Source organism: Pararhizobium sp. DWP3-4 (genome assembly GCF_049898205.1).
Lineage (GTDB): Bacteria > Pseudomonadota > Alphaproteobacteria > Rhizobiales > Rhizobiaceae > Pararhizobium.
Genome location: NZ_JAFCXF010000001.1, coordinates 1,053,351 through 1,067,855 on the forward strand (window position 1 = coordinate 1,053,351; position 14,505 = coordinate 1,067,855).

Annotated in this window: 14 protein-coding genes and 1 tRNA gene; 11 read left to right on the plus strand and 4 right to left on the minus strand. The window is 59.1% G+C overall.

Features of this window, described 5'->3' with window-relative positions; genetic code table 11:
* Window positions 1-426: 426 nt before the first annotated feature.
* Window positions 427-1,044, plus strand: coding sequence for a LysE family translocator (locus tag ACP7E6_RS05005; protein WP_426228441.1), 618 nt, complete (start codon window positions 427-429; stop codon window positions 1,042-1,044).
* Between the two features lie 46 nt (window positions 1,045-1,090).
* Here the strand turns inward: ACP7E6_RS05005 and ACP7E6_RS05010 are convergent, their stop codons facing one another.
* Window positions 1,091-1,753: a response regulator gene (locus tag ACP7E6_RS05010; protein ID WP_426228443.1), complete on the minus strand. Its 663-nt coding sequence runs from the start codon at window positions 1,751-1,753 to the stop codon at window positions 1,091-1,093.
* Between the two features lie 91 nt (window positions 1,754-1,844).
* On the opposite strand from ACP7E6_RS05010, the gene ACP7E6_RS05015 reads away from it, so the two are divergent.
* Entirely contained in the window at window positions 1,845-3,632 is a 1,788-nt protein-coding gene (locus ACP7E6_RS05015; protein WP_426228445.1) for a hybrid sensor histidine kinase/response regulator, read from the plus strand.
* A 694-nt stretch (window positions 3,633-4,326) separates the two neighbouring features.
* On the opposite strand, the gene ACP7E6_RS05020 is transcribed toward ACP7E6_RS05015, so the two are convergent.
* Window positions 4,327-4,479 (minus strand): hypothetical protein, encoded by a 153-nt coding sequence (locus tag ACP7E6_RS05020; protein WP_426228447.1) that lies wholly within the window; start codon window positions 4,477-4,479, stop codon window positions 4,327-4,329.
* Window positions 4,452-4,541: transfer RNA gene (locus ACP7E6_RS05025), tRNA-Ser, on the minus strand. Before ACP7E6_RS05025 ends, ACP7E6_RS05020 begins: the two co-directional genes overlap by 28 nt.
* Window positions 4,542-4,796: 255 nt before the next feature.
* On the opposite strand from ACP7E6_RS05025, the gene ACP7E6_RS05030 reads away from it, so the two are divergent.
* From ACP7E6_RS05030 to ACP7E6_RS05065, 8 genes are all read left to right on the plus strand, one after another.
* Entirely contained in the window at window positions 4,797-5,051 is a 255-nt protein-coding gene (locus ACP7E6_RS05030) for a hypothetical protein (protein WP_426228449.1), read from the plus strand.
* Window positions 5,052-5,318: 267 nt separating this feature from the next.
* On the plus strand, window positions 5,319-6,353 hold the full coding sequence (locus tag ACP7E6_RS05035) for a septal ring lytic transglycosylase RlpA family protein (RefSeq protein ID WP_426228451.1): 1,035 nt from the start codon (window positions 5,319-5,321) through the stop codon (window positions 6,351-6,353).
* 68 nt (window positions 6,354-6,421) lie between these two features.
* Window positions 6,422-7,576, plus strand: a complete 1,155-nt coding sequence (locus ACP7E6_RS05040; RefSeq protein ID WP_426228453.1) for a D-alanyl-D-alanine carboxypeptidase family protein — start codon at window positions 6,422-6,424, stop codon at window positions 7,574-7,576.
* A gap of 166 nt (window positions 7,577-7,742) precedes the next feature.
* On the plus strand, window positions 7,743-8,441 hold the full coding sequence (gene tmk / locus ACP7E6_RS05045; protein ID WP_426228455.1) for a dTMP kinase: 699 nt from the start codon (window positions 7,743-7,745) through the stop codon (window positions 8,439-8,441).
* Window positions 8,438-9,481: a DNA polymerase III subunit delta' gene (locus ACP7E6_RS05050; protein ID WP_426228457.1), complete on the plus strand. Its 1,044-nt coding sequence runs from the start codon at window positions 8,438-8,440 to the stop codon at window positions 9,479-9,481. The genes tmk and ACP7E6_RS05050 overlap by 4 nt, the downstream gene beginning before the upstream one ends.
* 159 nt (window positions 9,482-9,640) lie before the next feature.
* Window positions 9,641-11,191: a methionine--tRNA ligase gene (gene metG, locus ACP7E6_RS05055; RefSeq protein WP_426228459.1), complete on the plus strand. Its 1,551-nt coding sequence runs from the start codon at window positions 9,641-9,643 to the stop codon at window positions 11,189-11,191.
* A gap of 12 nt (window positions 11,192-11,203) precedes the next feature.
* On the plus strand, window positions 11,204-11,995 hold the full coding sequence (locus ACP7E6_RS05060; RefSeq protein WP_426228461.1) for a TatD family hydrolase: 792 nt from the start codon (window positions 11,204-11,206) through the stop codon (window positions 11,993-11,995).
* Window positions 11,986-12,813: an MBL fold metallo-hydrolase gene (locus ACP7E6_RS05065; protein ID WP_426228463.1), complete on the plus strand. Its 828-nt coding sequence runs from the start codon at window positions 11,986-11,988 to the stop codon at window positions 12,811-12,813. The genes ACP7E6_RS05060 and ACP7E6_RS05065 overlap by 10 nt, the downstream gene beginning before the upstream one ends.
* Window positions 12,814-12,819: 6 nt before the next feature.
* On the opposite strand, the gene ACP7E6_RS05070 is transcribed toward ACP7E6_RS05065, so the two are convergent.
* A complete protein-coding gene (locus tag ACP7E6_RS05070) occupies window positions 12,820-13,764 on the minus strand; it encodes a phosphoribosylaminoimidazolesuccinocarboxamide synthase (protein ID WP_426228562.1) in 945 nt (314 codons plus the stop codon).
* A gap of 301 nt (window positions 13,765-14,065) precedes the next feature.
* On the opposite strand from ACP7E6_RS05070, the gene ACP7E6_RS05075 reads away from it, so the two are divergent.
* The coding region (locus ACP7E6_RS05075) for a helix-turn-helix domain-containing protein (RefSeq protein ID WP_426228564.1) at window positions 14,066-14,505 on the plus strand (440 nt) is incomplete at its 3' end.

Genomic DNA, 14,505 nt, shown 5'->3' on the forward strand with positions numbered 1-14,505 from the left:
TACGTTCAAGTGGGGAACAGACGCTGCAACACGCTGGTCACGGGCGCTCCACTGCTGAATGCGTACTCAATGCGTAGGAGTGACGATAACATAATTTGGCAGCCGGGGAAACAATCTCGCCATAATATGCACCGAACGATCACTGCTCATCATCCATCCGCACGGCATGCATCGCCTGTGAAATGCGCATGACGCATTTTGATGCTGCGGCCCCCAATGATCACCAGCAATGGCGGTAACCCGCCGTTAACGCTGGTGGCAGTTCGACTGCCTGTTCATGCCGAAATACGGCACCTGCCGTATGTCTCTTGCACCCCTCCTGCGTGCATTTCTCCCGGCGTCGATGACAGAATCGCGGCTTGACCGGGATGGCTTCATCAACGCCGTTCTGAACAAGGGGCGGCGCTACCGGTTGGAGGAGCCGCTATGTTGCCACTGGAACAGTTGATGCCGTTCGCCTTTGCGACTCTGATTTTCGCTTGCATGCCAGGCCCTGCCATTCTCTACATGACGGCACAGACACTGGCGCACGGGCCGCGGGCCGGATTGATGGCGGCCTTCGGTATTCATCTGGGCTGCTACGTTCATATCGTCGCGACAGCATTGGGTTTGGCGGCGATTCTCGACCAAGCGCCCGCCGTTTACAATGTCATCAAATTCGCCGGCGCCGCCTATCTCGTGTGGTTGGGTGTCACCATGTTTCTTGGCCGCCGGCGGGACGGCGAAAAAATTGCCAACGCAGCGCCCGGCGTTCTGCGTGACAGTATCGTCGTCGAGGTCCTCAATCCCAAGACCGCGCTGTTTTTTCTGACCTTCCTGCCGCAATTCATCGACCCGGCACCCGGCACACCTGTGTGGCTGCAGTTTCTCATCCTTGGTCTGATCGTCAATCTGGCCTTGTCCATCGCTGACCTGGTCGCCGTCGGCATTGCATCCTTTGCCCTTGGACGGGTCGGCACAGGCGGTTCAAGCTGGCTCGTTCCAAAAGCGTGCGGATCGATTTTAATCGGCTTGGGCATCGCCCTGGCGCATAAGGGCGCCTGATCGAACCGGCACCGGACCTGGACCTGGACGGCATGGCTGCGACCTTCTAACCTGCCGCCAACCCTAGGCGAATAGCATACGCCGTCAGTTCTGCGCCGCTGTGCAGGTCCAGTTTTCGCATCAGGTTTTCACGATGTTTGCGGGCTGTGAGTGGGCTGATGCCGAGACGTTCGGCGATGTCGCGTGTGGTTACGCCATGCGGGATGAGCGCCAGCATCTGCTGTTCACGCCGGGTCAGTTCGGCGGGAAATCCGATAGCGGTCCCTTGCCCGGGCGGTACGGCTGGCCTGTTCTTTTGGTCTACAGCAAAACGAACCTCTTCGGCGACATAGGGTTCATCGTGCCGCATGGCCTCGATCGCCGCCATCAACTCGCTCGCGTCACCGCTTTTCGTCAAATATCCGTCAGCACCCGCATCCAAGGCGGCGCGAACGGAGCGAGGTTCGAGATTGGCTGTCATGATCAATATCTTCAGCCCGGGCCGTCGGGTTCGGATGGTCCTGATAAACTGGAAACCGCCCACGCCGGGCATCCCAAGGTCGAGGATCAGAAGATCTGTCTTGATTTCCTTGAGCAATCGCTCGACGGTGTCTCCGTCTGCCGCTTCACCGACGACCGCGATCCCTTCGATCGTCGATAGAAGCATTTTAAGGCCTTCACGCACAATCGCATGATCATCGGCAAGAACAACCCTGGACAGCCCACGCATATCGCCTACCCGTTTTACAGTGAGTTCCGGAATGCCGCCGTCTGACGGGACCGGGAATCAGAATAGGATTACGATGCTCCCCGAGCAACGATTGCAACCCCATCTTGTCGATCTCCTGTACCGCCAATCCTACGCGGTGCTGTTTTCCAATTTCGTCATTCCTCTTCCCGTTGCATACATGTTGTGGAACTTCGTCGCGGACAGCGTCCTTTTATGGTGGATGGCGGCAATTTATGGCCTGACCATTGCGCGCGTACTGGTCTCGCGGCAATATTTCAAACGCGCAAGGCGCGGGGCCGATCAGCCCGTCGCAAACTCGAGGTCATGGGCTTGGGGTTTTGCCATCCTCTCATGGGTTTCGAGTTCACTCTGGGGTCTGCTGGGATGGTTCGGATTTCTGTCAACGCAACCGCAACTGCAAGCGTTCACGACCATCGTTCTGACGGGGCTGGTCTGCGGCGCCATCCCGTCGCTCTCGGCTTTTCCGATCGCCTATATCGGTTCGCTTGCCGCCATGCTTTTGCCCTTGGCGGCCCGTGCCATGATGGGCGGAGGCGATAGTGACACTGTCTATCTGCTGTTCGTGGTCTGCCTTGCCGGCGTCAATCTCTACTATAGCCGCGTATCGTACAGGTCGATGGTCGAGACCGTAGAGTTGCGCTTTGAAAATCTTTCGCTGATCACCCAGCTGAAAACGGAACGAGACAAAGCGCAGGCTGCCGATCGCGCCAAATCCCGCTTCCTCGCTGCCGCGAGCCACGACCTGCGGCAGCCGATCCATGCACTCAGCCTTTTCAACTCCACACTGGCAGCCTTGGGCGAAAGGGGCGATGTTCGAAGTGCTGACGCGCGCAACCTGGCACACCGGGTGAAGTCGATCACTGCCAATCTCAGCGGGCTGCTGAATGCCTTGCTCGATGTCTCACGTCTGGACGCCGGAATTGTCACCGTCGCTAAGGAGCCGGTGGCTCTGACGCGCCTGTTTGACGATCTGCACGATGAGTTTCTCGGCAAGGCCGAGCAATATCGCCTCGAATGGACCATCGTCGATACCGGCTGCTGGGTCGATACCGATCCAATGATGCTTAAGCGCGTTTTGGGAAACCTCCTGACAAATGCCTTTCACTACACCGACCGGGGACGGGTTTTGCTCGGTTGCCGGAGGCGGGGACCAGATGTCGAAATCCAGGTTTTCGATACGGGCATAGGAATACCATTCGATCAGCAGGAAGCGATTTTCGATGAATTCCACCAGCTGGACAATCCTGCCCGGGATCGGGAAAAGGGCCTGGGGCTCGGACTTGCCATCGTGCGCCGCACAGCAAATCTGCTCGGCCATCCCCTGAGGCTTGTGTCCGTGGAAGGACGCGGCTCGCTGTTCTCGATCACGGTGCCATCCATCGCAGCTCCACCAACACCGTCAGTCCCAACGCCCGCATTGCCCACCAGCGGCGCAATCGGGATCATCGTAATCGATGACGATCGTGATGTGCTCGATGCGATAGGGCGGCTCCTGACGGTATTGGGCTGTACGATCTATCCCGGAAGATCGGCGGGCGATGTGATCCAGTTGCTGACAACCGCGGCAATCGGCGCCCGTATCGATCTGATCATTGCGGACTACAGGCTGGAAAACGCTGCGACCGGTCTGGATGCGATCGAGGAGCTGCTAACCTATCTGCAGCAGCCCGTTCCCGCGATCATTCTGACAGGTGACACATCGCCTTTGGTCTTGAAGACGATTTCAGACAGCGGCCATCATCTGCTCAACAAACCGATCGACGGGGATCATCTGCAACAGGCCATCCACTCCGTGTTGCAGCCTGTCCGTTCCACAGTGCTGCCAGCGGTTTTGGAGCACGGGCAGGGTGACGCTTAACATCGGATGCGAAAAAATTGGGAAATCCGGACTCAGGGGCATATGCCACCGATCGCGCACGATCTTCGCGCTCCTTTGTATGGCTTCTTTGCCGTCTCCGGGTTGGAAAACCCCGTTGCTTCCCGCGTGGCCTGTTGCGGGGGCGAGACAAGCAGGAACAGGCTCCAGAGAGCAAGGCCACTCAGAACCGCGCATATCGCTATGTAGGCATAAAAAATCCGCACGGCGTTGCCAGCTATGTTCCCTCAGAATCCGGACTTCGTGTCTAGCGCACTCTCACGTGTCAGCATGGCCTTGGGCGGGGCATGGCTTCACGAAATAAGCCAACGGCCATGCCCCTATGGCGTTCAAGGCCAACGCTGTTTTGTAGTCCCCGGCGTTTGGGGATACAATTCCGACATAAGGAGCCGGGGGTACAGCCTTTGGATTAGGATTGAACCGAGATCGCTGAGGCAGCCAGTCTTTTGGTACGGCATCACGGCGCCTTACATTGACGAAACAATGGTGAATGGACTTTTAAATTAGATACGGCTAACTTAATCAGGCTGTTACCTTGGCCGAAACCGGAACGGCATTGACTGCGAAAGCGTTTTCCACTTTGCGTATTGAGGGACTTTTCAGCGATTATATTTGCGAGGCGATTTAGAACCCGTCACCTCAACTGGTGACGGGTTTGTAATGTTGCCGATTTTTTTCACGCGTTCAGCATTCGCCGGAAGAGAAGTTCCCAGATCCGGTTGCCAACAGCATGCTCAACAATGGTGACGCGGGCATTCCCGCGGCGGATTCCATTTAAATCGAGCGCATTTGCCATGTTTTTGGCGGAAGAGGTGGGATTCGAACCCACGGTACGGTCTCCCGCACGCCGGTTTTCAAGACCGGTTCCTTAAACCACTCGGACACTCTTCCTGATGACGGGCATTTGTGTGAGACCGTTTTGGCGGGCGGTGGTTTCCCCGTGCAAATATCCGGACATCAACCTGTCACGGTTCGCTTTATAGCCTGCCGATTGTGAACGTCAACCGGGTGCCGCAGCAGACTGGCATCCAGCTGCAACGGGCAGCGGTTTGACGCAACCGATGGCTCTGCAGCGGCGCGGCGTTGCGCTACCGGAACAAAACCCCGGATGGCCGGTTCTCACATCATATTTTGTGGGAGATAGCGATGTTGAAGAAAACTCGGACGGTGAGCATGTTGGTCTTCTGGCTCGTTGCTGCGGTTGCTTCACCGGTACGTGCCGCGCTTGAGGCGCATGACGATCCCATGCCGGGTGTGGCCGCCGTCGCGGTGACGGATAGCCAACAGATGCATGGTTCAGTCTGCAGACCGCCTGAGCCTCAGTATTTTTCCACATTTATTCGTGACATCGATGGCACCATTATCGGTATTCGCTACGACATTGTCGATTATGTCTGCTAGGAGACTGTATTCGTCTGCGTTCGCCCCACCGTTAGCTGCACTTTCAAGCGTTTTTTAGCCAGTATCGGCAGTATTCGACCGGCGTCGCGTTAACTATTCGTAAACCATAATCCCAATTGTTTCATTCCGGCACGGTTAACCATTCGCATTTTCGCCACGTTGTTGTCATGATTAATCGACTGTTACGTTTCGTGACGCCGGTACCTTCGCGGAGGCAAATGCGGGAAGGTGCTGTGTACGGCTTTTACGAATGGCGATGTGGGGCACATGACTTCCAATCTGACTGCGGCTTTTTTCTTCAAGGGATTGCGCGTTGCCGCCATTCCGATGCTTTGCGTCGGGCTGACCGCATGCGGCTCGACAAGCACCGTCAAGAACGGCAAGCCGCGCAGCAAGGAGTATTTTGCCGAGTCGATCTATGGCGTGAAGGCCAGCCCGCGCGTTGTTGACGAGGGTAAGGCCGTTCCCAAAGGGGGCGGGCGCTACCAGGTCGGCAAGGCCTATCAGGTCAAAGGCAAGTGGTATCAGCCGAAAGAAGATTTCGGCTACAACAAGACAGGCATGTCGTCCTGGTACGGTTCAGCCTTTCATGGCCGCCTGACGGCGAACGGTGAGGTCTACGACAAGTACCACCTGTCGGCTGCCCATCCGACATTCCCGTTGCCAAGCTATGCCCGCGTCACCAACCTGGAAAACGGCACATCCGTCGTGGTCCGGGTCAATGATCGTGGCCCTTATGAATATGGCCGCATCATCGACGTTTCGTCCAAGACGGCCGACTTCCTCGATATGAAGCGCAAGGGCAGTGCCCAGGTTCGCGTGCAGTATATCGGCAAGGCACCGCTTGAGGGCAACGACATGCCCTATTTGATGGCATCCTATGTCAAGAAGGGCGATCGCACCCCGAACGCATTCCCAGAAGGCCAGATCGCCACCGGTGTCATGGTCGCGTCGAACGAGCCGCTGCGCAAGCAGGCCGGCAATCTCGGCATGCCCACCATCCCGTCCAAATCGAACCTGGACATGGGCGTGCCGGTGACGGCACTTGCCGAAGCTGAAACGCCGCGTGCGTCATCGGCCGGGCTCGATACTTTCGTCATGCTGCCGGAGATCGGCCCGATCCCGCGCGAGCGGCCGGAATACATCCCAATGCCCAATGGCAACACGGCCTATGCGGCTGCCTATGTCGAAGCCCGGGTCAGCGATTCCAAGACGGCTTTCGATGCAGTGCTCGTCGACCAGAACCCTTTGACGCCCGATTCGATCGTCGAATACGCCAAGCGCAAGAGCGTGGCGCGGTAATCGCGATCCTTCGCGATTGATCACCGGTGGGCCGGCTGCTACTGCCGGAGAAGGCACCGGAGTTTGGAATGCATATACGACTGGTCTCGGTTCTCTTTTCTCTTGTCTTGATTGTCTGCGCGCCGTTGGAGGCGCAGGCGCAGGCTTTCGAAACCAAGGCGAAACAGGTTTATCTGATCGATGCCGAGACAGGCACGGTTCTGTTCGCCAAGGACGAAAATGCCGCCGTTCCACCGGCATCGCTTGCCAAGCTGATGACCATGGACGTCGTCTTCGACGCAATCCGCAAGAGCGAGCTGACGCTCGACACCGAATTCCCCGTCTCCGAACATGCCTGGCGAACCGGCGGCGCACCGTCGGGAACATCGACGATGTTTGCGGCACTGAAATCACGTGTTCGTGTCGTCGATCTCATCCAGGGCGTCACCGTCCAACTTGCCAACGATGCCTGCATCATTCTGGCCGAGGGTATGACGGGCAGCGAAGAGGCCTTTGCAAAGCGCATGACCGATCGTGCCCGTGAGCTTGGGCTGACCGGCTCGGTCTTTCACAACGCCACCGGGCTGCCCGATCCAGACAACAAGACGACCATGCGCGACATGGCGCTGCTTGCGCAGCACATTCAGTCCAACCACCCGGACCTGTTCAAATATTATTCCCAGACAGAATTCGAATGGAACAAGATCCTCCAACGGAATCGCACGCCACTGATCGCGGCCAATATCGGCGTCGACGGGTTTGCCACCGGATTTGCCGAGGGCTACGGCTTTGGCATGGTTGCGACGATGCAGAGGGACGGACGACGGGTCTTTCTGGCGCTTGGCGGCCTTGCGACCGACAAGGAACGCGTCGAGGAGACGCGCAAGATCCTCGACTGGTCGATGACTGCGTTTGAAAGAAAGAGGCTGTTCGAAGCCGGTGACAGTCTCGGAGAGGCGAGTGTCTACGGCGGCGCCGTATCGCATATCCCGCTTGTCACGGCCAATGCCGTCGATGTGCTGGTGCCGGTCAACAATCCGGAGCGGCTTTCGGCCAAGGTGATCTATCGCTGGCCGCTGACCGTGCCGGTGGAGGCAGGCAAGCAGGCAGGGACGCTGAAGATCTGGAGCGGCGAGCGGCTCTTGCGCGAGGTGCCGGTCGAAACCAGTGCTGCCGTCGGGCAGGGTTCGCTCTTCAGCCGGGCAGTCGATGCGCTGCAGGAGTTGTTGTTCTTCTGGCTCTGATGAAATGACGCGACCGGCGGTTTCGCGGCCGGACACAATCAGTTAAACAGACCCTGTGTCACGCCTTGCAGCAGCCATCGGTATCGGTGGCCGGGGGCGCGGCACACAGACAGGGACGTCCATTTTCGTGGATGTTCAATTGAAAATTGATCTACGGGAATAAGCGGTGTCAGTCGGAACAGGCTTGTTTGTTACATTCGAAGGCGGCGAGGGGGCGGGCAAATCCACCCAGATTCGCCTGCTTGCCGACGCCTTGCGGGAGCGCGGCCATACTGTGCTGACGACGCGCGAGCCGGGTGGTTCGCCGGGTGCGGAAGCCGTGCGGCACGTGCTCTTGTCCGGCGCCGCCCAGGAATTCGGCGTGCGCATGGAAGCAATCCTGTTTGCTGCGGCCCGCAGCGACCATGTCGAGGAGATCATCCGGCCAGCGCTGTTGAAAGGCACCGTCGTGATCTGCGACCGGTTCATGGACTCCTCTCGCGTCTACCAGGGCGTTACCGGCAATCTGGAGCCCAGCTTCATCGAGGCGCTGGAGCGCGTCGCGATCAATGGGATCGCGCCGGATTGCACGATTATTTTCGACATCCCGGCAGCACTCGGTCTTGAGCGCGTACGGCGAAGGGCAGGGGCTGCCGAGGTTCTGACGGGCCAGGAAGTCGAGCTCGACCGTTTCGAAAAAGAAGAACTCGAAACCCATGAAAAGCGCCGCGAAGCCTTTCTTGATATCGGCAACGCCGACCCCGGACGCTGCCATGTGGTCGATGCGTCCGCCTCGGCCAGCGACATCGCCGTAGCCGTGCTTTTGATCGTCGAACCCATGCTGGCCGGTTCGGGCAGCGGACCGGATACGGAAGCGGCACAATGAGCACCGACAGGTTCGACGTTCTCGACGGCGCCATTTCTCCGGCCGAAAACATGTGTCTTTTCGGCCATCAGGAGGCCGAGCATTTTCTGGCGCAAAGCTATAGGTCGGGGAAGGGACATCACGCCATCCTGATCGAAGGCCCGGAAGGCATCGGCAAGGCGACGCTTGCCTTCCGCTTTGCAAATCATGTGCTGACGCATCCCGATCCGGCGCAGGCGCCAGCGGAACTTGGCGATCCCGATCAAAATTCAATCGTCAGCCGGCAGATCGCGTCGGGTGCCTCGCACAATCTTTTGCACCTGGCGCGCCCGGTCGATGAAAAGACCGGCAAGGTCAAGAGCGCCATCACCGTTGATGAAGTGCGCCGGGCCGGAAAGTTCTTTTCGCAGACATCCGGTACCGGCAACTGGCGGATCGTCATCGTCGATCCGGCCGACGATCTCAACCGCAACGCCGCCAACGCGATCCTGAAAATCCTCGAGGAGCCACCGAAGCGGTCGCTGTTCCTGGTCTTGACCCATGCGCCTGGCAAGCTGTTGCCGACCATCCGGTCGCGCTGCCTGCCGCTGCAATTGAAGCCGCTTGCGCCGGACGCGATGCGCAACGCCATGAACAATCTCGGCTTCGACCTTTCAGGTGCGGACGGAGAAAAGGTGCTGATATCGGCGAACGGCAGTGTGTCGGAAGCGCTGAAGCTGATCAATTACGGCGGCCTCGACATCATGACGACATTCGAGTCCATTCTTGCCGGGCAGGATCCCGCGATCCGCAAGGACATGCACAAGCTCGCCGACGTGCTGGCTGGAAAAGACAGCGAAACGATCTTCGCTTTCTTCCTGGCGCTAGTGACTGGCCATATGATGGGCGAGGCGCGCCGCGCCGCCCATTCCGGCGATCTCGGCAGGGCAGACCGGTTTGCGCGTCTGTCGAGCAGCGTGACCGAGCGCATTACCGTGGCGCAGGCCTACAATCTCGATCGCAAACAAACGGTTCTGTCGATTCTCGATGACCTGAGGGCGGCATCGCACGCGATGGCCTGAAATTTCATTCTGCTCCCGTGTGGAAGCGGCATCGATAGGGTTTGCGCAGGTGCAGAGCGGCGGCACGCCGCTGCTTTTCTAGGCGCGCACTGTTTCATCCCGCCGTTGGATGCGCTAATAGCCAGACACCCAAGATCAGACACAGGCCGAAACCCGATCATGACCGACACGTCTCCATTCTACATCACCACCGCGATCTCCTATCCGAATGGCAAGCCGCATATCGGCCATGCCTACGAATTGATCGCGACCGATGCGGTGGCGCGCTATCAGCGGCTGGAAGGGCGCGAGGTCCTGTTCCTGACGGGCACCGATGAACATGGCCAGAAGATGCAGCAGACGGCACGCAAGGAAGGCATCAGCCCGCAGGAACTGGCCGACCGCAACTCCGCCGAATTCCAAAACATGACCGTTCTGCTCAACGCCTCCAACGACGATTTCATCCGCACGACGGAACCCCGCCACCACGAGGCCGTCAAGAACATCTGGAACCGCATGGGCGAGGCGGGCGACCTCTACAAGGACAGCTATTCCGGCTGGTACTCGGTGCGCGACGAGGCCTATTATCAGGAAGGCGAAACGGAAGTGCGCGCCGATGGCGTCCGCTACGGCCCGCAGGGATCGCCGGTCGAATGGGTGGAGGAAGCCAGCTATTTCTTCAAGCTGTCCGCCTATCAGGACAGGCTGCTGCAATACTATGAGGAAAACGCGGACTTCATCGGTCCGGCCGAGCGCCGCAACGAGGTGATTTCCTTTGTCAAATCCGGCCTGCGTGATCTGTCGATGTCGCGCACCACATTCGACTGGGGCATTCCGGTTCCAAACGATCCAAGCCATGTCATGTATGTCTGGGTCGACGCGCTGACCAACTACATCACTGCGACTGGTTACCTGACCGATCCGGAAGGCCCGCGCGCCAAATTCTGGCCGGCCAATATTCACATGATCGGCAAGGACATCATCCGCTTCCATGCCGTCTACTGGCCAGCCTTCCTGATGTCGGCCGGTCTGCCTTTGCCAAAGAAGGTGTTTGCCCACGGCTTTCTGCTCAACAAGGGCGAGAAGATGTCGAAGTCGCTCGGCAACGTCGTCGATCCCGTCGATCTGGTCGCGCATTTCGGCCTCGATCCGATCCGGTATTTCTTCCTGCGCGAAGTCTCCTTCGGCCAGGACGGCAGTTATAGCGAAGAGGGGATTGCCACCCGCATCAATTCCGATCTCGCCAACGGCATCGGCAATCTCGCCAGCCGCTCGTTGTCGATGATCGTCAAGAATTGCGACGGGCAGATCCCGGAATGCGGCGCGCTCACCGACGAAGACAAGGCGATGCTGGCCGCAGCCGATGCGCTGCATGCCTCGACCCGCGACGACATGAACGCATTGATGATCCACCGGGCGCTGGCCTCGATCATCGCCGTCGTCTCCGAAGCCGACCGCTACTTTGCCGGCCAGGAACCCTGGGCACTGAAAAAGACCGACCCCGCGCGCATGGCGACCGTGCTCTATGTTACGGCAGATGTCGTGCGCCAGATCGCCATCCTGCTGCAGCCCTTCATGCCGGAATCGTCGGCAAAGCTGCTCGACCTCGTGGCAGCGCCTGCCGGCAAGCGCGATTTCGCCTCGCTGGGCGAAGCCGGACGGCTGGTTGCCGGAACGGCGCTGGAAGCCCCGAAACCGGTATTCCCGCGTTATGTCCCGCCGGAAGCTTGAGGACAGCTCGCGATGCTGATCGATACCCATTGCCATCTGGATTTTCCGGATTTCGAGACCGAGCGTGATGCGATCATCGAGCGGGCGCGCGCGGCCGGCGTCGGCCAGATGATCACCATCTCGACGCGCGTGAAAAAATTCGACACGATCCTCGCCATTGCCGAAAACTACGCCAACGTCTTCTGCTCGGTCGGCACGCATCCGCACAATGCCGATGAAGAACTGGATATCGAGACGGACGATCTGGTGCGCCTGGCGGCGCATCCGAAGGTCGTTGCCATCGGCGAAGCCGGGCTCGATTATTTCTACGACAATGCGCCACGCGACGCACAAGCAATCGGCCTGCGCCGCCACATCGCTGCTGCCCGGCGAACCCAGCTGCCGCTGGTGATCCACAGCCGCTCGGCGGACGACGACATGGCCGCGATCCTGAAAGAGGAAACAGGGAAGGGGGCCTTCCCTTTCCTTCTCCATTGCTTCTCGTCCGGCCCGGAGCTGGCAAGGATCGGCGTCGACCTTGGCGGCTATATCTCGTTTTCCGGCATCCTGACCTTTCCGAAATCGGAAGAGCTGCGCGAAATCGCCAAAACCGTTCCGCACGACAGGATGATTGTCGAAACCGACGCGCCGTATCTGGCGCCAAAGCCATTCCGGGGCAAACGCAACGAACCGGCCTATGTGGCGCATACCGCGCAGGTTCTGGCCGAGACGATCGGCGTTTCGACGGAAGAGATTGCGGCGATCACCACGGACAACGCTTTCCGCGTGTTTTCTAAAATGCCTAGACTTGTGAGATGGCGGTGAGGCGGGTCTTCACCATTCTCGGCTGCGGCTCGTCTCCGGGCGTGCCGCGCATCAATGGCGACTGGGGCGCCTGCGATCCCACCAATCCGAAAAACCGCCGCAGCCGCGCTGCCTTGCTGATCGAGCAGACCGGCGATGACGGCGGCACGACCACCGTCGTCATCGATACCGGGCCTGATTTTCGCGAGCAGATGATTGCCGCCAAGGTCGGGAATATCGACGCCGTCTTCTATTCACATCCGCATGCCGACCATATTCACGGCATCGACGATCTGCGCGGCTATGTTCAATACACCGGCAGACGCATGCCGATCTGGGCCGATGCGCTGACCATGGAGCGCATTCGCGAAGGGTTCCGGTATTGCCTGGAGACGCCGGAGGGCAGCGGCTATCCGCCGATCGTCGAGGCAAGGATCATCGATCCGTCGCTGGCGCCAGTCACGATCAGCGGCGCCGGAGGAACGATCGTGCTGCAGCCGGTCCTCCAGCACCACGGCAGCATCCTGTCGATGGGTTTTCGCATCGGCGATTTTGCCTATTGCAGCGATGTCAGCGATTTCCCGGAAGAGACCGTCGGCAAGCTGACCGGGCTGGACATGCTGGTGATCGACACGCTGCAATACAAGTTCCATCCGAGCCACCTGTCGCTGGAACAGTCGCTCGGCTGGATCGAGCGCTTTGCGCCCGAGCGCGCCGTGCTGACCCATATGCACACGCCGCTCGACTACGAGACGGTGATGCGCGAGACGCCGGAGCACATCGAACCGGCCTATGACGGCATGCAGATTGCGTTCGACGTCAACGATGAGCCCGGCTGAGATCCCTCAACTGAAATAGGGCTGAAGATTGGACCGGATGCGGTCGAGGACGGTGGCACCGGAAGTATCCGCGACGAAACGCTTGCCGGTGATCGTCTCATAGGCCTCGATATAGACCTTTGACGTCTGTTCGACGAGATCGGCCGGAATTTCCGGAATCGGGTCCTTGTAGGGATCGCAGCGTTCGGTCACCCAGGCACGGACGAAATCCTTGTCAAAACTCTTTGGCCGCGTGCCCGACGCAAAGCTCTGCGCATAGCTCTCCGTGATCCAATAGCGGCTGCTGTCCGGCGTGTGGATTTCGTCGGCAAGAACGATGCGGCCGTCCTTGTCGGTGCCGAATTCATACTTGGTATCGACGAGAATGAGGCCGCGTTCAGCCGCGCGCTCCTGGCCGCGCGCAAACAGCGCCAGCGCATAGCGCGACACGGTTTCCCATTGTTCGGCCGTCAAAAGCTTTTGAGAGAGGATGTCATCGGCCGAGAGCGGCTCGTCATGGCCACCGTCAAAGGCCTTGCTGGTCGGCGTAATGATCGCCTGCGGCAGTTTCTCGTTGTCCTTCAGGCCGTCCGGCAAGCGGATGCCATACATGTCGCGCTCGCCATTGCGGTACTTGGTCAGGATCGACGTGCCGGTGGTGCCGGCGAGATAACCACGCACGACGATCTCGACCGGCAGGATGTCGAGCCGCGTGCCGATGACGACATTCGGGTCCGGATAGGACACCACATGGTTCGGGCAGATATCGGCAGTTTCCTCGAACCAATAGCGCGCCGTCTGCGTCAGCACCTGGCCCTTGAACGGGATCGCGGTCAGGATGACATCGAACGCGCTCAGCCGGTCGGTGGCGATAATGATGCGGTTGCCATCCGGCAAATCATAATTGTCGCGCACCTTGCCATTGTAGCGTCCTGGCAATTCAGGAATGAAAGCATCTGAAAGAATGCGCAAATCGCTCATCGGACCGGGTCTTTCGCTGACGGTGGAGACCGATATCGCTTAAGCCTTGGGACCGGGTGAGGTCAAGGCAGGACAAGCCGGAACGCGGACGATCGGCGCGATTCACATATCCGCAAGTTCCATAATCTATCTTATGTGATCTAGGCCTGTAGCGGCATTTTAGAAATGCGACATATAGGCTAGTTAGAGACGCGACAGTCGTCGCCTCTTGGGATGCTGGTCGAACGTCAGCATTGGGAAGCAAGATAAGCGACGTGCATCGTGGTTGAGGCCATCTGTGTTCGGAGTCGTCATGTCTTGTTTGATTGTTATGTCTCAGAAGGAATTGCATCGTCTTGAACTAATCCAGCAGATTCGGGCTCGGAGGCTGACTGTCGTCGAGGCGGCTGGGTTGCTCGGTCTCAGCCGCAGTCAGGTCCACCGTCTGTTGCAAGCCTATGACCTGGCTGGCGCCGATGGTCTTGTCTCGAAGAAACGCGGCCGTGCGAGCAACCGGCGTCACAGCGAGGACTTCCGCAACCTGGTGCTCGACTTGGTGCGTGAGCATTACGTGGATTTCGGACCGACCCTGGCCGCCGAGAAGCTGCTCGAGCGCCACCGGATTGCCGTCAGCAAGGAGACGCTGCGTCAGTGGATGATGGAAGCCGGCATCTGGGTGTCGCGCCGCGAACGCAAGAAGCGGGTTTTCCAGCCGCGCGGCCGGCGCGACTGCTTTGGCGAACTTGTGCAGAT